The 20,592-nt window shown below is 65.4% G+C and carries 19 protein-coding genes and 1 riboswitch; of the genes, 8 read left to right on the top strand and 11 right to left on the bottom strand.

The window, feature by feature from the left end; all coding sequences use genetic code 11:
• The first annotated feature begins 59 nt into the window (after positions 1-59).
• On the top strand, positions 60-1,259 hold the full coding sequence (locus tag LK459_RS20485) for a substrate-binding domain-containing protein (RefSeq protein ID WP_227920393.1): 1,200 nt from the start codon (positions 60-62) through the stop codon (positions 1,257-1,259).
• 56 nt (positions 1,260-1,315) lie between these two features.
• Here LK459_RS20485 and gcvP read toward each other — a convergent pair whose 3' ends face one another.
• The 8 genes from gcvP to secA2 all read right to left on the bottom strand — a co-directional run bounded on the left by gcvP (position 1,316) and on the right by secA2 (position 10,962).
• Positions 1,316-4,210: an aminomethyl-transferring glycine dehydrogenase gene (gcvP, locus tag LK459_RS20480; RefSeq protein WP_227920388.1), complete on the bottom strand. Its 2,895-nt coding sequence runs from the start codon at positions 4,208-4,210 to the stop codon at positions 1,316-1,318.
• Between the two features lie 167 nt (positions 4,211-4,377).
• A riboswitch (glycine riboswitch) is annotated at positions 4,378-4,469 on the bottom strand.
• A gap of 26 nt (positions 4,470-4,495) precedes the next feature.
• Entirely contained in the window at positions 4,496-5,206 is a 711-nt protein-coding gene (locus LK459_RS20475) for a MerR family transcriptional regulator (RefSeq protein ID WP_227920387.1), read from the bottom strand.
• A 252-nt stretch (positions 5,207-5,458) separates the two neighbouring features.
• Positions 5,459-5,959, bottom strand: a complete 501-nt coding sequence (locus tag LK459_RS20470; protein ID WP_007237643.1) for a bifunctional nuclease family protein — start codon at positions 5,957-5,959, stop codon at positions 5,459-5,461.
• A 94-nt stretch (positions 5,960-6,053) separates the two neighbouring features.
• Entirely contained in the window at positions 6,054-6,740 is a 687-nt protein-coding gene (gene ftsR, locus LK459_RS20465; protein WP_007237644.1) for a transcriptional regulator FtsR, read from the bottom strand.
• Positions 6,741-6,783: 43 nt separating this feature from the next.
• Positions 6,784-7,254, bottom strand: a complete 471-nt coding sequence (garA, locus tag LK459_RS20460; protein ID WP_039993567.1) for a glycogen accumulation regulator GarA — start codon at positions 7,252-7,254, stop codon at positions 6,784-6,786.
• 189 nt (positions 7,255-7,443) lie between these two features.
• On the bottom strand, positions 7,444-7,848 hold the full coding sequence (gene gcvH, locus LK459_RS20455; RefSeq protein ID WP_227920386.1) for a glycine cleavage system protein GcvH: 405 nt from the start codon (positions 7,846-7,848) through the stop codon (positions 7,444-7,446).
• A gap of 28 nt (positions 7,849-7,876) precedes the next feature.
• Complete coding sequence (locus tag LK459_RS20450; protein ID WP_227920384.1) at positions 7,877-8,488, bottom strand: CDP-alcohol phosphatidyltransferase family protein; 612 nt, start codon at positions 8,486-8,488, stop codon at positions 7,877-7,879.
• A gap of 14 nt (positions 8,489-8,502) precedes the next feature.
• Entirely contained in the window at positions 8,503-10,962 is a 2,460-nt protein-coding gene (gene secA2 / locus LK459_RS20445) for an accessory Sec system translocase SecA2 (RefSeq protein WP_227920381.1), read from the bottom strand.
• A gap of 131 nt (positions 10,963-11,093) precedes the next feature.
• On the opposite strand from secA2, the gene LK459_RS20440 reads away from it, so the two are divergent.
• The 4 genes from LK459_RS20440 to LK459_RS20425 all read left to right on the top strand — a co-directional run bounded on the left by LK459_RS20440 (position 11,094) and on the right by LK459_RS20425 (position 14,038).
• Positions 11,094-11,663, top strand: coding sequence for an META domain-containing protein (locus tag LK459_RS20440; protein WP_227920380.1), 570 nt, complete (start codon positions 11,094-11,096; stop codon positions 11,661-11,663).
• Between the two features lie 96 nt (positions 11,664-11,759).
• Complete coding sequence (locus LK459_RS20435) at positions 11,760-12,743, top strand: malate dehydrogenase (RefSeq protein ID WP_227920378.1); 984 nt, start codon at positions 11,760-11,762, stop codon at positions 12,741-12,743.
• 120 nt (positions 12,744-12,863) lie between these two features.
• Positions 12,864-13,703 carry a polyphosphate kinase 2 gene (ppk2, locus tag LK459_RS20430; RefSeq protein ID WP_227920375.1) on the top strand — a complete coding sequence of 280 codons (840 nt, stop codon included), beginning with the start codon at positions 12,864-12,866 and terminating at the stop codon, positions 13,701-13,703.
• A 38-nt stretch (positions 13,704-13,741) separates the two neighbouring features.
• Positions 13,742-14,038, top strand: coding sequence for a DUF503 domain-containing protein (locus LK459_RS20425; RefSeq protein ID WP_227920373.1), 297 nt, complete (start codon positions 13,742-13,744; stop codon positions 14,036-14,038).
• Positions 14,039-14,091: 53 nt separating this feature from the next.
• On the opposite strand, the gene mug is transcribed toward LK459_RS20425, so the two are convergent.
• Positions 14,092-14,661: a G/U mismatch-specific DNA glycosylase gene (mug, locus tag LK459_RS20420; RefSeq protein WP_227920372.1), complete on the bottom strand. Its 570-nt coding sequence runs from the start codon at positions 14,659-14,661 to the stop codon at positions 14,092-14,094.
• Between the two features lie 55 nt (positions 14,662-14,716).
• Here mug and LK459_RS20415 point away from each other — a divergent pair, with 55 nt between their 5' ends.
• From LK459_RS20415 to poxB, 3 genes are all read left to right on the top strand, one after another.
• Complete coding sequence (locus LK459_RS20415; RefSeq protein ID WP_227920370.1) at positions 14,717-15,097, top strand: NYN domain-containing protein; 381 nt, start codon at positions 14,717-14,719, stop codon at positions 15,095-15,097.
• 87 nt (positions 15,098-15,184) lie between these two features.
• Complete coding sequence (locus LK459_RS20410) at positions 15,185-16,321, top strand: baeRF11 domain-containing protein (RefSeq protein ID WP_227920369.1); 1,137 nt, start codon at positions 15,185-15,187, stop codon at positions 16,319-16,321.
• A gap of 132 nt (positions 16,322-16,453) precedes the next feature.
• A complete protein-coding gene (gene poxB, locus LK459_RS20405; protein WP_227920368.1) occupies positions 16,454-18,187 on the top strand; it encodes a ubiquinone-dependent pyruvate dehydrogenase in 1,734 nt (577 codons plus the stop codon).
• A 29-nt stretch (positions 18,188-18,216) separates the two neighbouring features.
• Here the strand turns inward: poxB and LK459_RS20400 are convergent, their stop codons facing one another.
• Both LK459_RS20400 and LK459_RS20395 read right to left on the bottom strand, forming a co-directional pair.
• Positions 18,217-19,587: a DUF4185 domain-containing protein gene (locus tag LK459_RS20400; protein ID WP_227920366.1), complete on the bottom strand. Its 1,371-nt coding sequence runs from the start codon at positions 19,585-19,587 to the stop codon at positions 18,217-18,219.
• 117 nt (positions 19,588-19,704) lie between these two features.
• The gene (locus LK459_RS20395; protein WP_227920365.1) at positions 19,705-20,517 is read right to left on the bottom strand and encodes a shikimate 5-dehydrogenase; all 813 of its coding nucleotides are present in this window, start codon (positions 20,515-20,517) and stop codon (positions 19,705-19,707) included.
• Positions 20,518-20,592 lie beyond the last annotated feature (75 nt).

Genomic DNA, 20,592 nt, shown 5'->3' with positions numbered 1-20,592 from the left:
GAGGTCCCGGACAGGCGCGAAGTCTGTCCGGGACCTCACACGCGACAACGGAGGCGGTAGTGGCGCATCATCGGGTGACCGGTGGCGGAAACGGAATCAGGCAGCGGGGGGTCAGCCGCGGGCTGGTGTTCGCGCTGCTCGCAATCGTGCTGATCGCCGCGGTGATCGTCGCCTGGCAGCAACTCGGCGACCACCTCGACGAGCAGGCCGACAGTGCCGCCGCAGCGTGTGTGGAAGGGCCTGCGACGGTCGACGTCGTGGCCGACGCCGATGTCGCTCCCGCACTCATCGAGATCGCCCGCGCTTTCGGTGCGAGCAAACCCGTCGTCCGCGACCACTGCATCACCATCGCCGTCCGAGCCGGTGATGCCAAGACCACGCTCGACGCGCTGACCGGGACCTGGGACACGGGCTCGATGGGAGCGTTCCCCGCTGCGTGGGTTCCGCAGTCGTCCGTCTGGGCGGCGGAGCTGACACAGGCGAAGCCGTCGACCGTGGAAGGAAATCCGTCGTCGTTGGTAACCTCGCCGGTCGTACTCGCGACGTCGGCCGAACTCGGCGGCACCATCGACGGGAAGATCGACTGGGGCCAGGTTCCGACGCTGCAACAACGCGACGGCAGCCTCCGCGACTTCGATCTCTCCGACTGGGGTTCGCTGCGGATGGCGATGCCGCTCGGGGCTCAGTCCGACGCCTCGTCACTGGCCGCACAGGCGGTCGCGATGCGTGTCATGCGCACCAGCTCCTCCCTGACCAACGACGACGCGTCGTCGTCTCGGGTGTCCTCGAGTGTCGCCGCGATGCTCGAAGGCGCCCCGCAGTCGCCCGACGGGACCCCCGTCGGGGCGGCGACGGTGATGCGTGATGCCGACGACGCGAGAACCTCACCCATTCACGCGGTTCCGATCACCGAGCAGCAGCTCTACAAGCTCACCCGGGAGGATTCGACCGCGCGACTGGCCGAGATCGTGCCGACCGGTCCCACTCCGCTCGCCGACTATCCGATCATCCGGCTGTCCGGCGACCAGGTCCCGCCTGTCGCCAGCGCTGCCGTCGCCGAGTTCTTCTCGTTTGCCCAGGACCAGAAACACCTGTCCCTGCTGACCTCACAGGGCTTCCGCGGCAATGCACCGCTGCCCCCCGCGACGAAGACGGTGAGCTTCCCGATCACCAGGGAGCCAATGCCCCAGCCGGAGAACTCGGCCATCGTGACGATCAACAAGCTCGTATACGGCAGCGACTTCGGTCCGGCTTCCTGACGCTCGCCGACACCCTCCCCGGAGAGAGTCGGCGGCTCGGCGAGATCAGTGGGCGCTCAGTGTGCGAACGCCTCAATCGGCGGGCATGAGCAGACCAGGTTGCGGTCGCCGTACGTTCCGTCGATACGTCGCACCGCCGGGAACACCTTGGTGCGTGCACCTGCCGAAGGGAGCCCCTGCGGGTAGACCGCTTCTTCACGTGAGTACGCGTGATCCCACTCGCCGACAAGGCATTCCGCCGTGTGCGGTGCACCGCGCAGCGGATTGTCGTCGACGGTCCAAGTGCCGTCGGCCACCTTGTCGATCTCGGCGCGAATCGCGATCATCGCGTCGCAGAATGCGTCGATCTCGTCGAGATTCTCACTCTCGGTCGGCTCGACCATGAGGGTGCCCGCCACCGGGAAGCTCATCGTCGGCGCATGGAATCCGTAGTCGGCCAAGCGCTTTGCGACGTCGTCGACCGTCACTCCGGTCTCCTTGGTCAAGGTTCGCAGATCGAGGATGCACTCGTGTGCCACCCATCCACCGTCGCCGGTGTAGAGCACCGGGAAGTGGTCGGCGAGGCGCTTGGCGATGTAGTTCGCCGACGCTATCGCCGTCAGTGTCGCGCGACGCAGACCCGAAGCACCCATCATCGCAATGTAGGCGTAGGTGATCGGGAGAATAGATGCCGAACCGTACGGTGCAGCTGAAATCGTTGCCGCACCGGGCAATTCGTCGGCCAGAGGGTGTCCGGGCAGGAACTGCGCGAGATGCGAACGCACCGCGATCGGGCCGACGCCCGGTCCGCCGCCGCCATGCGGGATACAGAACGTCTTGTGCAGATTCAGGTGGCTGACGTCGCCGCCGAACCGTCCCGGACGTGCGACACCCACGAGAGCATTGAGGTTCGCGCCGTCGATGTAGACCTGGCCGCCCGCGTCGTGGACCGCCGCGCAGATGTCACGGATATCGTGCTCGAACACTCCGTGCGTGGAGGGGTAGGTGATCATGATCGCTGCCAGCGACTGCCCGTGCTGTGTGATCTTGGCCCGGAGGTCGTCGACGTCGACGTCCCCGTTCTCGCGGCACGCGACGACGACGACGCGCATGCCTGCCATCACAGCCGACGCCGCGTTGGTGCCGTGTGCACTCGAAGGGATCAGGCAGATGTCGCGCTCGGCCTCGCCGCGACTCAGATGGTACTGACGGATCGCGAGCAGTCCGGCGAACTCGCCCTGCGAACCCGCGTTGGGCTGGAGGCTGACCTTGTCGTATCCGGTGATCGTCACCAACCACTGCTCGAGAGTGGCGATCAACTCACGGATGCCTGCGCCGTCGCCCTCCGGTGCGAACGGGTGCAGCCGGGTGAACTCCGGCCACGTGATCGGCTCCATCTCCGTGGTGGCGTTGAGCTTCATGGTGCAGGAGCCGAGCGGGATCATACTGCGGTCGAGCGCGATGTCCTTGTCCGACAGTGCACGCAGGTAGCGCAGCATCGACGTCTCGGTGCGGAAGCGGTTGAACGCGGGATGGGTGAGGAACTCGCTCGTCCGGTTCTCGATCGGCTGTGCGAAATCGCGCGGCTCGACACCCGCGGCCTCGAACACCCTCAGCACCGTCTCGATGTCGGCGGCCGTCGTGGTCTCGTCACACGCGATGGACACCGTGTCGGCGTCCACCGATCGCAGGTTCACCCCGGCCCGGTGCGCGTCGGCCACGATGGCCTCCGCCCGACCTTCCGCACGCACCTGCACGGTGTCGAAGAAGTTCGCGTGCGCGACACCGAAACCTGCTGCGGTCAGACTGTTGGCGAGACCGGCCGCGAAGTCGTGCACCCGGCGTGCGATGGCACGCAGTCCGGCGGGCCCGTGATATCCGGCGTACATCGCGGCGACGATTGCGAGCAACACCTGGGCAGTACAGATGTTGCTGGTCGCCTTCTCGCGACGGATGTGCTGTTCGCGCGTCTGGAGCGCGAGGCGGTAGGCGAGATTGCCGTCGGCGTCCTTGGACACGCCCACGAGTCTGCCGGGCAGCTGACGGGAGTGTTTGGCGTGCACGGAGAGGTAACCGGCGTGCGGCCCACCGAAGCCCATCGGGACCCCGAAGCGCTGGGTGGTACCGAAGCAGACATCCGCGCCCTGCTCCCCGGGCGGGGTGATGAGGGTCAATGCCAGCAGGTCCGCACCGACGGCCACGAGCGCACCGGACTCATGTGCAGCCTCGACGATCGGCGCGACGTCGAGAATCCGACCCGATGCTCCCGGCGTCTGCATGACGACACCGAAGAACTCACCATCGGGCAACCCGCAGTGCGGCAATTCGGGATTCAGCGAGGCCTCGACGACCTCGATGCCGAGCGGTCGTGCCCGCGTGTCGATGACAGCCCGTGTCTGCGGAAAGAGGTCGGAGTCGACGACGACCCGATTCGATTTCGACTTCCCCGCGCGGCGCATCAGTGTCATGGCCTCGGCGGCCGCGGTCGCCTCGTCGAGCATCGACGCGTTCGCGACCTCCATCGCCGTCAGATCGGAGACCATCGTCTGGAAATTCAGCAGAGCTTCGAGTCTTCCCTGGCTGATCTCGGGCTGATACGGCGTGTATGCGGTGTACCAGGCGGGGTTCTCCACGACATTGCGCAGGATGACACCCGGCGTGAGCGTGTCGTAATAGCCCAAGCCGATCATCGACCGGTTCACTGTGTTCTTCGACGCCAGCGCGGAGAGACGCTCGAGTGCCTCCTGCTCGGTCAGCGGAGCGTCGAGAGCGGACAACCCGTTGTCGGACGGGTCGTCGAGAATCAACGACGGCACGACTTGGCGCGCGAGGTCGTCGAGCGAATCGACACCGAGAAGCGCCAACATTCTCGCGGTCTCGTCCGCGTCCGGACCGACATGGCGATCGACGAAGGCGGCAGAGGTGAATGGGGTCTCCCCCATCGGATGAGTCGAGGCATCGGCAGACGTCATGGGGCGAACCTCTCGCGCGCACCGGGTGGTATCCGGCGGGTCGGTCCTCCCCCTCTGTCATGCCGCTGCGCGGCGCCTGAGAGATTCAGTCGGCGTGTCAACGATGACACGACAACCTTTCACCGTGGGCGGATGGCGCTGATCGGCCATCTCTTTCCAGAGGCGCCGTCGACATCACGGTCCGGGTGCCTGAGAGTTTGACGAGGAGGTGTTGCTCCTTCGGCGGCCATTCGAGATGACGCTCTCCCGTGATGCAGCGACGCGTCGTTCAGTCTACCCGTACGCTCATCCGGTTCGGCGGGTGCGGTTCTTGCGACGCGCGGCGAGTTCGTCTTCGGGCGCGGATTCGGTCACGCCACCGTCAGCACGTTCACCCGGGAAGTCGGCGATGGCACCGGTCAATTCACGCATCGCGCCGTTCACGGCGATACCGAACACCCCTTGTCCACCCTGGAGGAGGTCGACGACCTCCTCGGCCGACGTGCATTCGTAGACGGTCGTGCCGTCGGAGAACAAGGTGATACCTGCGAGATCTTCGACGCCGCGCTGGCGGAGATGGTCGACGGCGACCCGGATGTTCTGCAGTGAGATCCCCGTGTCGAGCAGACGCTTGACGATCTTGAGGACGAGGATGTCCTTGAAGGAATAGAGCCGTTGACTGCCTGATCCAGCCGCTCCGCGGATCGACGGCACCACTAGGGAGGTGCGCGCCCAATAGTCGAGCTGTCGATAGGTGATCCCGGCAATCTGGCAGGCGCTCGGGACGCGGTAGCCGACGAGTTCGTCGGGAACGGTGTCGTTGGGGAACAAGCCGGGCGCGATGTCATCGAGGCTGCCCTGGCCCGGCCGGCGACGCGGAGCGGGCTCGCTCGCCGCGTGGGCGTCCGTCGATTCGGTGTTCTCCGAGTGTCCTGCCCGGACACCGACCTGATCGTCGGACGTCACTCCGCTGTCTGACGGCTGACCTTCTTCACCGTCGAACGGCATATCGCCCACTGCAGACTCCCTCGCCACGCTCGGATCGGACCGGTGCGGACCTGCAACCACGATACGCCGCCGGACCCGATCTGCTCTCCCTCGTCGGGCGTGTCCCCGACGATCACATGCGTGACGCTATGCCGGAGCCGCTCAGGTAATCAACGCGACGCGCCCGAAGGCTCAACCTCAACTTGAGATCGAGATGAACGGTGATCAGTGGGATACGCAACCGTGATGTGTCGCTGCGTTGTCACGTCGACGGCGGGCGCCTCAGGCTCCGCCGCTCGCCTTGAAGTCGTCCGGCGAGACGTTGTCGAGGAACTCGCGGAACTTCTCCACCTCGTCCTCCTTCTGGTCGGGCGCCTCGTCGGAGTCTTCATCGGGGATCAGCAGGCCCGCTTCGGCGAGCACCTCCTCGTCGGCGATGATCGGCACCTCGGCCCGCATCGCGACAGCGATGGAATCCGATGGCCGAGCCGACACCCGGACATCACCCGAGAAAACCATCTCGGCATAGAAGGTGCCCTCTTGCATGTCGACGATGCGGACCTCGACGAGGGTCTGGCCGAACTCTTCGATCAGGTTCACGATCAAGTCGTGGGTAAGGGGACGTGGCGGCTCGATACCCTTTTGCCGCAACGCGATCGACGCCGCCTCACTCTGACCGATCCAGATCGGCAGGTAGCGTTCACCATCGACCTCGCGCAGCAGCAGAACCGGCTGGCTCTGCGGCGGCTCGACCCGAATGCCCACCACACGCATCTCGCTCATCTCGCACCTCCCGAGCCGTCAATAATTGCCATCGACGCTACACCGACTGCGCGGGCAGCGGGCGCGACGGCGCCGCACCGCGGATGGCGGAGTGTCAGTCGAGGACGCCGCGAACGGCCTGCTTGACCAATTGCGTGTGCAAGGTGACCGAGAGCGCGGCGATCTCACGGATGAGTTCCTCGGCACGATCACGGGCACCGGTCCCCTTGCCCTTGGCGATGGGGTTGGCGATCTGCGCGACGAGTCCTGCCTCGCGATCGGCCGACACCTTGAATGCGCGCAGATGCCTGGTCTCGACACCGTAATTGGCAAGCGCCGCGGCAGCTTCGACGAGTCGCACCGCGTCCTCGTCGAAGAATCCCGCAGGCCCGGATGTCAACAAGCCGTTGCGTTGGAGCTCGGTCACGAAGGCGGAATCGACTCCGGTGCGCTCGATGAGCGTCTCCCGGGACACCCGGCCTCCCCGCGCGGAGAAGTCGGTCGCCGGCGCCACAACGCTGCGCGCAGTCGACAACACCGGGGTGCCGCCCGAGCCGAACCCACCGTCGCCGTTGTCGATGGCGTCGAGCTGCTCCTTGATGACCTTCAGCGGCAGATAGCGATCGCGCTGAGCAGTGAGCACGAAGCGCAGCCGCTCGCAGTCGGACTGACTGAACCGGCGGTACCCGGACGGCGCACGTTCTGGCGTCACGAGCCCTTCGGCCTCGAGGAATCGAATCTTCGAGATGGTCACATCGGGAAAGTCCTCGCGCAGCAACGCGAGGACCGACCCGATGGACATCGATCCCCCGCCGCGCGCATCCGCAGTCGAGGCCGGCACGGTGTCAGGCGCCGGAAGCGTCGCGCGGACCGCTCAGGAAGACCAACCGGAACTTTCCGATCTGGACTTCGTCGCCGTTGCTGAGCGTCGCACTGTCGACGGGCTCACGATTGACGTACGTGCCATTGAGGCTGCCGACATCGACGACCTGGAATTCGTTGTCTCCCAAGCGGAATTCGGCATGACGACGACTCACTGTGACGTCGTCGAGGAAGATGTCGCTGTCGGGGTGCCTGCCCGCCGAGGTGGTCGGCTGGTCGAGCAGAAAGCGCGAGCCGGCGTTGGGACCGCGCTTCACGACGAGCAACGCGGTACCGGGCGACAGCCGCTCGACACCTGTGTCGGCGGGCTCGCTCGAGGTCGCCGCTCCCGCGTCGAGTTCGTTGATGAACTCCTCACGGAACACCGATGTGGTTTCCACCGGCGCCTCGTAGCCGTTGTCGTTATCGCTCACCGCTTCTCCTTCGTCCCTCATACGTTCGTCACCTTGAGTGCACTCACCATCGGCGTCCACGCTCACGCGACGCGAGGCTCGCACCCGGTCGACGACGCCGCGGATGCGACGTCGTTTCCGCTGAGCTAAACCGTACCGCCTGTGCCGAATCCAGCGACGTCCGACTCGACGAGACACCGATGATCATACGTTCCCGCACCGTCGGAATGGTCAGCCTTCGATCACGTCCCGGTAGCCATCCGCGTCGAGCATGTCGGCCAGTTGAGCGTCGAGCGCCGAGGCGTCGTCGACGCTGATCTCGACCAGCCACCCCGAGTCGTAGGGCTCGGAGTTGACCAGATCAGGCGACGAATCGAGTTCGTCGTTGACCTTCGAGATCGTCCCGTTGAGCGGACCGAAGATGTCGGAGACACTCTTGGTCGATTCCACCTCGGCGAACGACTCCCCCACCTCGACCTCGCTGTCGATCTCGGGAAGTTGCACGAACACGACATCCCCCAACTGACCCTGGGCGTAGTCGGTGATTCCCACCCGGACCGTCGTCGGCCCCACCTTGCGCACCCACTCGTGTTCCGGGGTGTAGCTCAATTCGGCCGGCACATTGGTATCGGTCACGTCGACCCCTTTCTAGTCCCCCGAGACTTTAGGCCATGCCGCCGGTGGTCGGCGCGCCAGCACGCGGCATCGTCCGGACCACGGCGATCGTCTGTGCCCAGTACAGCAGGAACGACCACACATAGAGGCCGACACCCCATATGAGGAACGCCCAGCCGATCGGATAGCAGATCGTGCCGACAACCGAATCCAATTGTCCCGCAAGCAACCACGGAAACGCGCTCATCAGGGCGAAGGTCGCCGCTTTGCCGATGTAGAGCACCGGCAACGCCAGCAGCCCCCGACTGCGCAGCAACGGACCGGACGCGAACAGCAGAACATCTCGGGCGACGATCACGGCGATGATCCACCACGGGATGATTCCCCTGATCGCGAACGCCACCGGAATGATCACGATGTAGAGCCGGTCGGCAAGCGGATCCAGCAGTTCCCCGAGCCGCGACGACTGGTTGAGCAATCTGGCGAGCTTGCCGTCGGCCCAGTCGGTGAAGCCGGAGAACATGAGGATCCAGAATGCCCAGCCGTCGGCCTTGACGTCGAGCAGCAACCACAGGAACAGCGGGATCAACGCCAGCCGCAGCACGCTCAGCGCGTTGGGCACGGTGGCGATCCGCCACCGTCCCTGCGTCTCCGTCTCCACCGGGACGTCCACCGTCAGCGGAAGATGCCGATGACGCCCTGCAGGGTCTTCGCCCCACCTGACGCGAAGAGGTTGTCGTGCACCATGTAGGTCCAGGTCGTGGTCGACCGGTGCAGGTCGGCGGAACCCAGGTCGACGCCGTCCGCGGTGATGGGCACCTCACGGAAGGTGCGGCGGGCGTTCTCGACCGCTTCGCTGGGCATCTCACCGAACTCGGCGAGGATCAACCTATGGAACTCGTCGAGCGGGCTCTCTTTGCCGATCGCGCGGAGGTGGATACTCGCGCGCACGTCGGAGACGAACGCCAGATGGTCGGCCCAGGCCCGGTCGAGGTGATACAGCATGATCTCGCGGGCCGCCTGGACGAGGACGTCGCGGTCGACAGGCTCGACGGGGATCGCCCGGGTCGAGTCAGCCGCGTCGTCGGCCGTATCGGCTGTCGTGTCACCGGCCTCCTCGTCAGCGCTCGTCTTGTCAGCGCTCGCCGTGTCAGCTGACACCTTGTCAGCCGTCGTCTTGTCAGCAGCGTCTGACGAGGGACTCGCGGCCTCGGTCAGTTCGGCGTAGCGTTCCGGCTCGAGATCGGCGAGCTCCTCGAGCGCGGTGTCCGTGGTGAGCAGCTTCATCCGACGCGCGACGACGATCTCGCGCTGCTGATTCACCAGCTTGTTGTAGCGCCAGGTGTTGGCGTGCAGTTCGAGCATCACACCCTCGGCCACCCGCTGTGCCTGTTCGATCAGGTCGATGCCCTTCTGGCCCATCGATCCGTCGGGCTCCTGTGACACCGGATCGCGCTTGAACGCCAGGTTCTTGGTCACGACCGGGTCCTCGAGACTGCTGAAGAACACAGCCGAGCCGGGGTCGCCCTGTCGACCGGCGCGCCCGCGCAGCTGGTTGTCGAGTCGTTCGGTGTCGTGGCGACCCGTACCGACGACGCACAGGCCACCGAGTTCGACGACCTCCTCACGTGCGGCGGGATCGTCGTCGGAACCGCCGAGCCGGATGTCGGTACCGCGACCTGCCATCTGTGTCGAGACCGTGACAGCGCCCTTCACGCCCGCCTCGGCGATGATCTTGGCCTCTTCGATGTCGTTCTTGGCGTTGAGCACCACGCTGGGAACTCCCGCCTTGTCGAGGAAGTATGCGAGCTCTTCGGACTCGGCGACGTCATGTGTGCCGATCAGGACGGGTTGGCCCGTCTCGTGGATCTCCTTGACATAGTTGACGATTCCCTCGACCTTGTTGGCCTTGGTGTCGTACACGCGGTCGGGCAGATCGGTACGGACGTTGGGGGTGTTGGGTGGGATCTGCGAGACACGCAGTTCGTAGAACTGTCGGAACTGCTCGCCGGCGGCCAGTGCGGTACCGGTCATACCGCACACCCGCGGATACCGACCGATGAGCGCCTGCACGGTGAGTGTGTCGATCACCTCACCCGAGTCCGTCTGCGCGAGACCCTCTTTGATCTCCACCGCGGCCTGGACACCGTCCGGCCAGCGCTGCAGTTGCGCGACACGACCGCGCGACGCGTTGATGAGGTGGACTCCGCCGTCGCGCACGATGTAGTGGACGTCCCGCTCGAGCAGGTAGTGCGCGTGCATGGCGATGTTGACATGCACGAGGGTCGTGCCCACGTGCTCCTCGTCGTAGAGGTTGATGCCGCCGAGTTCCTCCTCGACGAAGGACGCACCCTCGTCGGTGAGCGTGACGTTACGGCCCTCGGCGTCGATGTCGTAGTGCTTGTTCTTCAGGCGCGCGACGACCTCGTGGATGGCCTGATCGGGCACCTCGGCCTCGGTGGACCCTGCGAGCACGAGCGGGATGAGAGCCTCGTCCACGAGTACGGAATCGGCCTCGTCGATGATCGCGACGTCGGGCGTCGGCGAGACGAGTTCGTCCTCGGACTGCGCGAGTTGGTCGCGTAGCACGTCGAACCCGATCTCGTTGACCGATCCGTAGGTGATGTCGCCGGCGTAGGCGCGCTTGCGCTCATCACGGGTCGAATTCTCCGAGACGGCGCCCGAGACGATGCCGAACGAATCGAACAGCGGCTTCATCCACTCCGCGTCACGGGTGGCGAGGTAGTCGTTGACCGAGATCACGTGGACCTGGTGTCCGTCCAACACGTACCCCACGGCAGCGATCGCGCCCGCGAGGGTCTTGCCCTCGCCGGTACCCATCTCGATGACGTCACCTTCGAGCAGACGCAGCGCGCCCTGCAACTGCACGTCGAAGGGACGCAGGCCGAGCGTGCGGTCGGCCGCCTCGCGGGCGAGTGCGAGGAACCTAGCCCTGTCCTGCTCGTCGGCCCCGATCTCGAGCTTCTCGGCCTCGGCGCGGAAGTCATCGGAGTCCAAGGCCGCAGCCCAGTCGGTGTGATTGTCGGCTTCTTTGATCAACCCGAGTGACTTGGACTGGTTGCGTGAGGACTGGGCTCCCAGCAACCGCCACATGCTGTTCGTCAGCTTTCCCACCGAACGATTCTCCTACCTCGTCGTGTCATCCGAACTCCGACGTCACGGCCCGGATCGACCACCACGGTACGCGGCCGCGCGCACACGAATCACGACACGTCCGGTCGGTGGTTTGGGCTACCGTGAATCCCGTGAGCATCCGACGCGATGGTTCGACCGGACGTGACCTCCACATGTGTGGTTCGGCACCACCGTCTGCCCCGATGCCGTGCCACGCCGGGGAGACGCAGTCGTCGCGCCGGCCGGGGGCGTCACCGCCTCGTCTGGTGTCCCGTGCCGTTGCGTTCGCCTGTGTCGTCGCGGCTGTCTCGATCGCGACGGCGTGCGGCGACTCCGGGTCATCGTCGGGTCAACTCGATCCGAATGTGATGGTGGGCAAGAACTATTCGTCGACGTCGGTCACCGGTACCCAGATTCCCGGCGGCGGACCGCTGGAGGTGTCGTTTCCCGAAGCAGGACGAATCTCGACGACGGCGGGCTGCAACCGTCACAACGGGGCGGTGACGTTCACCGACGAAACGTTCCGCGCCAACAAGCTGGCGTCGACGATGATGGCGTGTCCACCGCCACGCGACGGTGCCGACAACTGGCTGAACGACTTTCTGTCGGATTCGGTGACCTGGAAACTGGACGGGGCCAACCTGACGTTGTCGCACGGTGCCACGAAAGTCGTCCTCGCAGAGACGTCCGACCAGACCTGAGAATCACCCCGGGCGCGTGCAGACACCGACGACGTCGACGATGTGCCGTCTCGACGCCCGATTCAGCCAACTCACAACCAGGACAGGAAGTCGAAGATGACAGACACTCCAGTGGTCGTCACCGTGACCGGGGCCGCAGGCAGCATCGGATACGCAGCGGTGTTCCGCATCGCCGCGGGTGACATGCTCGGACCCGACCAGCCGGTTCGGCTACGCCTGCTGGAGCTCCCCCAGGCGGTCCCCGCGGCGCACGGCACGGCCATGGAGTTGCAGGACGGCGCGTTCCCGCTCCTCACATCCGTCGATATCTTCGATGACGCACGAGCGGCGTTCGACGGTACCGACTTCGGGCTTCTCGTCGGCGCCAAGCCGCGCACGAAAGGCATGGAACGGGCCGACCTCCTGTCGGCCAATTCGGCGATCTTTGCAGGTCAGGGAGCCGTCATCAATGAGGTGGCGGCCGACGACATCCGCGTCATCGTGGTCGGCAACCCGGCGAACACCAATGCAGCAGTCGCCGCCGCGAACGCGCCCGACGTGCCCGCCGAGCGATTCACCGCTCTCACCCGGCTCGATCACAACCGGGCCATAGCGCAACTCGCTGCGCACACCGGTGCGCCGGTGCGCGACATCAGCAAGGTGAGCATCTGGGGCAATCACTCGGCGACCCAGTACCCCGACATATTCCACGCGCGGGTCGGCGGGCGCAGCGGCGCCGAGATCGCCGAAGACACCGACTGGCTCGTCGACGACTTCATTCCCACCGTCGCCGCACGCGGCACCGCGATCATCGAGGCGCGTGGCGCGTCGTCGGCTGCGTCTGCCGCCAATGCAGCGATCGATCATGTACGGGACTGGGTGGCGGGCACACCGGCAGATGACTGGACGTCGGCAGCGGTGAGCTCCCCGGGCGTCTACGGGGTGCCCGAAGGGTTGATGTGTTCGTTCCCGGTCCGCGCGGTCGGCGGACGCTGGGAGATCGTCGAAGGCCTGGAGATCAACGAGTTCTCGAGGACGCGTATCGACGCTTCGGTGGCCGAGTTGCAGTCCGAACTCGACGCGGTGGCCGCGCGATCCTGACGCGCCGACTGCAGCCCCGCTAGCGGCGGACGGGACAAGCACACGGCAGCGCGATCACCGCAGTGACTCCGTTCATCGTTCTCTCCCTCTCAAACGGTTACGGCAGCTTAAACTTCCGACATGTCGAAGAAGTCGAAGTCGGCCGGGAACAAGCCGAAGAAGATCCCCACCGACGTCTACGAGGCGGAGCTCTTCCGATTGCAGACCGAGATGGTGAAGCTGCAGGAGTGGGTGCGCGAAACGGGCGCCAGGGTGGTCATCATCTTCGAGGGACGCGACGCCGCTGGCAAAGGCGGCACCATCAAACGCATCACCGAATATCTCAGCCCGCGTATCGCGCGCGTGGCCGCGCTTCCCGCGCCGAACGATCGTGAACGCGGGCAGTGGTATTACCAGCGCTACGTCGCACAGCTGCCCGCACCCGGCGAGATCGTCCTGTTCGACCGCTCCTGGTACAACCGTGCCGGAGTCGAGAAGGTGATGGGTTTCTGCACCCCGGAAGAGCACACACGTTTCCTCCGACAGACGCCTATCTTCGAGCAGATGCTGATCGACGACGGCATTCTCCTCCGGAAGTACTGGTTCTCGGTGTCCGATGAGGAGCAGCTCCGACGATTCCGGGCCCGCATGAACGACCCTGTGCGGCAGTGGAAGTTGAGTCCGATGGATCTCGAGTCCGTCTATCGGTGGGAGGACTACTCCCGCGCCAAGGACGAGATGATGGTGCACACCGATACCGCGATGAGTCCCTGGTTCGTCGTCGAATCCGACATCAAAAAGCATGCGCGACTGAACATGATGTCGCACTTTCTCTCGACGATCGACTACCACGAGGTGCCGCGTCCGCAGGTGTCGCTACCGAAGAAGCCCATCGAGAGCGGCAATTACCATCGCCCGCCGCGGTCGTTGTCGAAATACGTTCCCGACCACGTCGCTGAGCTCATGGGTCACGATGACTGAGTTCCGCACGCTCGGCCCCGTGCGTAGCATGATCGACGATGTGGATCGGTATCGCTGAATTCGAGTTCCTGCTCGGTGACGTGCACTCGCTCAGGTCGAAACGATCGCTGGTGCGGCCGATCGTTGCCGAGTGTCGCCGACGTTTCGCAGTCTCCGTGGCCGAGGTCGATCACCTCGACGCACACCGACGAACGTCGATCGGGGTGAGTCTCGTGGCGCCCGATCGCGCGCACGTCGTCGAGGTTCTCGACTCGGTGGAGCGATTTGCCGCCGCGCGCCACGAGGTCGAGCTGCTGTCGGTGCGTCGACGCGAACTCTCGTCGACGGACATCTGACGACCGTCGTCTGCCCGAACGCCGAGCGGCGAGACCTCAGGGTGCGTGAGATCTCAGGGTGCGAGAACAGCCGCCGCCACCGCCACCTCCCGATAGGCCGCTGCGAGGCTGTCGACCGTCTCGTGTGCGTTGAGTCCACTGGGATTCGGGACCACCCAGATCCTGGTCTCGCCCCAGCGTTCGGGTTGCTCACCCGACGTCGCACGACGGTCACCAAATGCGCTGCGGTAGGCCGTGATCCCGGCGACCGCCACGACATCGGGACCGATCTGTTCGACGCGGTCGCGGAGGTGTCGACCGCCCACGACCAATTCGGTGGCGCTCAATTCCGCGGCTGTCGCCGTCGCCCTGGCGACCACATTGGTGATCCCCACCCCGCGGCCGATCAGGTACTCGCTGTCGGCATCGCTCATTCCCGACGACGCGTCGACGAGGTGGTCGGTGATGCCTGCTCGATAGAGCGCGGGCCAGAATCGGTTTCCCGGGCGGGCGAAGTGAGCGCCGGTCGCTGCACTCCACAATCCCGGATTGATGCCGACGAACAGCAGCCTGCAGTTCGGCCCCACCAGGTCGGGGACCAGACGGTCGCCGCATGCTGCCAACTCGGCTCGGGTGAAACCCATCCGTCACACGCTACGCCCGGTTGACGCTCGCGACCTGAGCACATTCGATGGACGCATGAGCGCAGACGATGATCGACCCCTGCTGGTGGTCGATGCCGCCAACGTCGTCGGATCCGTTCCCGATGGATGGTGGCGTGACCGACGGGCCGCGACCGAGCGCCTCCTCGACAGGATCGCGGAATTGCCAACGACAGGTCTGGCGGACCTACCCGGCCCCCTCGACGTCGTCGTGGTCGTCGAGGGCGCTGCGCGCGGCGTGTGTCCTCGACAAGGGACCCGCATCGTCGAGGCCCCCGGGTCCGGTGACGACACGATCGTCGATGTGGTGTCGGAGAACGGCGACCGAGCTGTCACGGTCGTCACCTCCGATCGCGGATTACGTTCTCGCCTAGCGCATCTTGGCGCTCACTCGGTCGGCCCCCGTTCGATACGCTGATCAGGTAGGACCATTCGGTGGTGAGCAGAGACGACACGCATAGGATGTTGGTACGGGGAAACGCCGGGGGGCGACGAGAGGATGACAATGGCCCGCTATGACCTGCCTACGCTTGACGATCTTCGCGAGCTCGGGACGCGACGAGACAACGCGATCACGATCTACGCCGAGACCTCTCCTGCACCGGATGCACGCGAAGGCAGCTACCTCAATGCGAAGAGCGCGTTCGACCGCGCAATCCGCGAGCTCCGCGAGGAGGGCATCAGACACGCGACCGAGACCGCGCTGCGCGATCAGTGGGAGAAGGTTCGCACGGACGAGGCCTGGACGCGCCTGTCGAGTTCAGTGGCCATCTTCCTCTCACCCGACCAACTGCAGCTGTTCGTCCTGCCCAATCGGCTCGAGAACCAGATGCAGACCGGCGGACACTTCGACCTGGGGCAGATCGTTCGTGCGGTGACCACGCCGCAGAGTGCGTTCGCGTTGACGCTGTCGGCAAACGGCTGGAATCTCTGGCAGGCTACGCCGACGACAGTGGCGACCGAGCTGGAGCTCCAAGGCGATCACAGCACGGATGTGGCCGACGCCACCAACAGGGCGACCATCCGCGACCGCGGTCACGTCCGCAGGCTCGTCGGAGACGAAGGCAAGAAGGTTCTGCTCGAGCAGTACGCCAATCGTGTCGCCGAAGCGGTCAGCGCCGAACTGGCACTGGTCGACCGCAGCGGAGAGCGCCCACTGTTCCTCTTCGCCACCGACCCGCTACTGGACATGTTCCAGGCCGCCTACACCGACCGCACCGTGGTGCCGGTGCCCGGCGCACCCGACGAGCTCCGCGCCGACGAGATCGGCACCGCGATCCGGGCCGAACTGCCTGCACTGAACGCCGCGCAGAACAATGCTGTCGTCGCGCGTCTGTCCGACGGAGTGAATCGCGGTCTGGTCGCCACCGACCTGGCCGAGATCAGCAAGGCCGCCTCCGCCGGCGCCGTGGCGACACTCGTCTACGACTTCACTCGCGACATCCCCGGCGACATCGACTCGGAGACAGGCGAATTGACCTATGACGACAACGGGTACGACGTCATGTCGTCGATCGTGGTCACCGTACTCGACCGCGGCGGAGAAGTGATCGCCGTCCGAGCCGACGAGATCGACTCCCCGCTGTGGAACGACACGGCCATCGCCGGCCTGCGATTCTCGCTGATCGACACCGCACAGTAGGCACTAGTTCCACCGACGCCGTCGCACGGCCTGTAGAGCACACTGCAGAATTGTTCCGTGCGGCGGCGCCGCCCGCATCGCCGTACCACGCGCGTGAGGTTGGACGCGCGTGCCGACCAAGGAGTGTGCACCGTGGCTCGAACCGTCGCCGACAACATCATCGAAACGCTCGACCAGTCAGGGGTGCACCGGGTGTACGGCATACCCGGCGACTCGCTCAACGGCTTCACCGATGCGCTGCGCCGAGACGGGCGCATCGAGTGGGTGCACGCCCGCCACGAAGAGGGCGCAGCCTTCGCCGCGTCGGCGGAGGCGACACTCACCGGAGAACTCGCGGTCTGTGTCGGCAGTTGCGGACCGGGCAATCTCCACTTGATCAACGGCCTTTTCGACGCACAGCGCAGTCGTGTGCCCGTGCTCGCGATCGCCGCTCACATCCCCGAAGCGGAGATCGGGAGCGGCTATTTCCAGGAGACACACCCCGAACAACTCTTCGTCGAGTGCAGCGATTTCTGCGAACTCGTGAGCAACGCGGAACAACTCCCCCGGCTGCTCGACATCGCGATCCGCACGGCTGTCGAACGACGCGGGGTCGCGGTGCTGGTCATTCCCGGCGAGATCTTTCTGGCAAAGGCACATGAGCGTCGGGCCGGAGGTGCCATCAAGGCCATCGAGAAGATCGTGCGACCCACCGACGCGCAGATCCGTGACCTCGCCGAGGTGCTCAACATCGCGGAGAAGGTCACCATTCTCGGCGGCGCCGGCGTTGCGGGAGCCCACGACGCCGTCGTCGAACTCGCGGGTGCACTACAGGCGCCCATCGTGCACGCGCTACGCGGCAAGGAATTCCTCGAGTACGACAACCCGTACGACGTCGGTATGACGGGTTTGCTCGGATTCAGCTCCGGCTACCGCGCCATCGAGAAGTGCGACACGCTCCTGATGCTGGGCACCGACTTTCCCTACCAACAGTTCTTCCCGTCCAAGGCAAAGATCGTCCAGCTCGACATCCGAGGTGAACAGATAGGGCGTCGAACGCCGGTCGATCTCGGGCTGGTGGGCTCTGTCGCCGACACGATTCCCGCCCTGCTGCCGCTACTCGACCGCAACCGCAGCTCGGATCATCTGCGTTCATCGCGCGAGCACTATCTCAAAGCGCGGGCATCGCTCAACGATCTCGCCGTCGACGACGGCAAGACGCCGATCCATCCGCAGTACCTGGCCAAGTTGCTCTCCGATCACGCGACCGACGACGCCGTGTTCATCCCCGATGTCGGCTCACCGGTCGTGTGGGCTGCGCGCTACCTGCAGATGAACGGGTCACGTCGACTGATCGGCTCGTTCACCCACGGCTCGATGGCCAACGCCCTGTCGCAAGGTGTCGGCGCCCAGGCGTCGTTCCCCGGGCGACAGGTGATCGCCATGGCAGGTGACGGCGGTCTGGCGATGCTGCTCGGCGAACTGCTGACGCTGACACAGAACGCGCTTCCGGTGAAGATCGTCGTGTTCAACAACTCGTCGCTCAACTTCGTCGAGTTGGAGATGAAGGCGGCGGGTTTCGTGAACTTCGGCACCGACCTCGAGAACCCCGACTTCGCCGCGGTGGCGCGTGCGATCGGGATCAAGGGCGACCGCGTCGAGAATCCCGGCGACCTCGACTCCGCCGTACGTGAGTTCCTCGCGCACGACGGACCCGCGCTGCTCGACGTCGTCACCGCACGTCAGGAGTTGTCGATCCCACCGACGGTCTCGGCGGCCCAGGCGAAGGGGTTCACCCTGTATGCGATCCGAACTGTGCTCTCCGGGCGCGGCGACGAACTGATGGATCTCGCCGAGACCAACGTGTTCCGCCGCCTGTTCGACTGACCCGCCGGGCGCTGGTCCGCCTTCGCGAGTCAGTGCGGAATCCGGCTCAGATCGGCGCGGATCAGCATCACGTTGTAGTCGCTCCACCGTGAGGCGTTGAAGAACAGTTCGGGCGACGACCCGACGACCGCAGGCGACCGCGGTTGGATCATCGGACCGTAGAGGACGACGGCCCCCTTCTCCACGAGGTAGGTCGGCGCACTCCAGGGGCCCTCCGGCCGGTCTGCGGTACGGATGCGGATCCCGTTGTCCCCGTCGAGCATCATGTATTTGTTCAGGTAGGGACTCCACGCCACGGACAGTTCGGTAACGGGCGCCGGCACCACGATCGCCGATCCGTCGTCGGGCACGCGAGTGATGTCGTCCACCCACCCCAGCTCGCGACCCGCCCAGTACTGGTACTTCCCGCGATCGAGGATGTCGCGCGGAGCGAATCGGGCGAGAAAACCTGCGCCGAATCGTCCGTTGGGAGTGCCGAATTGGTACACGTAGTCGCTCTGCGCACCGTGGCCACGAACGTAGGCGTTCTGCTGGAACTTGCCGTTGTTGGGGTCAGCAGGTGGCAAGCCAAACGGAAGTGCCACCGACACAGGAGAATTCACGAGGAAGGTGCTCTGGGGCGTCGTCCACGTCTGACCGTTGTCGTCGGAGTAGGCGATACCCGAATAGTTGGTCACCCAATGCCCTGCCGAGCCCCAGGAACGTACCGACATGAAGTTCATGAACTGCCGATGACCCGAGCCCCACGGCAACGAGATCGCCGCGGTCGGGATGGTCGTCACCTCGACCGGACTGAATCCCAGTGCGGGGATCAGCTCGCGGGCATACGTCGGGCGCCCGGCGTCGACGGGACTGCCGGACCCGACGTCGCCCGGCACACCGGGTGGAACGCTCACGCCGTCGCCGAGTGTGGCGTCACGCGTCCGCAGCAGGGTGTTGTGTCGCCACTGTTGGCCTGGCGCATTGCAATCACCGAAGGTGTCGCCGAATGCCATCAGCGTCTGTCCGGACCCGTTGTCCCACGAGATGCCCAAGTCGGTGCCGCTGATCGAGTATCGGCTGAAGGTGCGGTTCATGCTGCGCGGACCGGTCACCCACGCGACTGTGCGGGCGCGTGGAGTGAGGTAGACGGGTAGCGGGCCCTGGGTTCCCAGGCCCGGCCGCGCTCCCGATGAACCCGACGAACCTGCCGATCCGGTGCCCAGCGATCCCGTGCCCAGCGAACCGGTACCGCCCAGCGACCCCGACGCGCTCCCGAGATCCGGCAGTGAGCCGTTGCCGGCATTGGCACACGGCGCTGCTGCCGCGTGTCCCCCACCCGAAACGAGCAGAGCACTCGTCGAGACCGCGACCATCCCGGCGACGAGCAGTCTGCGAGCGGCTGATCGGTGTCGGAGCATGGGTGACGGTCCTCTCGGTCAGCAGGGCAACCCCGCGTGTGACATCTGTGATAGATGTGACTTAAGAGGCCAGTGTGAACTATGCGCATCACCGTAGACCGCCGTAGACGGTCACGATCACGTCTCGGAGCGGGAGAACTCCGACGCCCGCGCGACTTGGTCGACGGTCACGACCCTGCCGGTGTACTTCTCGAATTGCGCCGCCGCCTGCAGCGCGATGACCTGAGCACCGGTGATGAGTCGCTTTCCAGCAGACTCTGCCGCGACGACCAACGGCGTCCGTTCCGGCAAGGCGACCACGTCGAATACGATCTCAGCTGCGTCGATCGCGTCGTCGTCGAACGACTGCACCATCTCATCGGCACCACGCATTCCCAGCGGCGTGACATTGACCAGTACCGATGCGCCCGGGACGGGCGCCGTGTCGATGCTGCGGTAGTCGTAGCGGCTCGCCAGGGACCGTCCGGCCTCCGCGTTACGTGCCCACACGATGAGGTCGTCGAAGCCTGCCCCACGAAACGCGGCGACCACGGCTTTGGCCATACCGCCCGAGCCGCGCACCACGACCGGCAGCCCCGGGTCGACGTCGGTGATGAGTGTGGCGACCGCCTCGTAGTCGGTGTTCGACGCCGTCAGCCGCCCGTCATCGTTGACGATCGTGTTCACCGACTCGATCGCTTTCGCGGACGGTTCCATGTGGTCGACGAGCGGGATCACCGCCTCCTTGAACGGCATCGACACCGAGCACCCGCGGATACCCAGTGCTCGTACTCCACCGATCGCGCCGTCGATGTCGGTCGTGGTGAACGCCTTGTAGATGAAGTTCAGGCCGAGTTCGTCGTAGAGATAGTTGTGGAACCGCGTGCCGATGTTCGAGGGCCGCGCGGCAAGCGAGATACACAACGTCATGTCTTTGTTCAATATCGGCATGCGAGAAACCCTAGGCCCCGACGCGATGTGACAGCGGCTCAGCGGAGGTCGTAGCCTCGTCGGGGTGACGAGACA

Origin of the sequence: Gordonia otitidis (assembly GCF_020735545.1) — a bacterium.
Taxonomy (GTDB): Bacteria; Actinomycetota; Actinomycetes; order Mycobacteriales; family Mycobacteriaceae; genus Gordonia; species Gordonia otitidis.
Note: the sequence above shows the minus strand (reverse complement) of the source record. Positions and strands in the feature narration are given on the sequence as shown.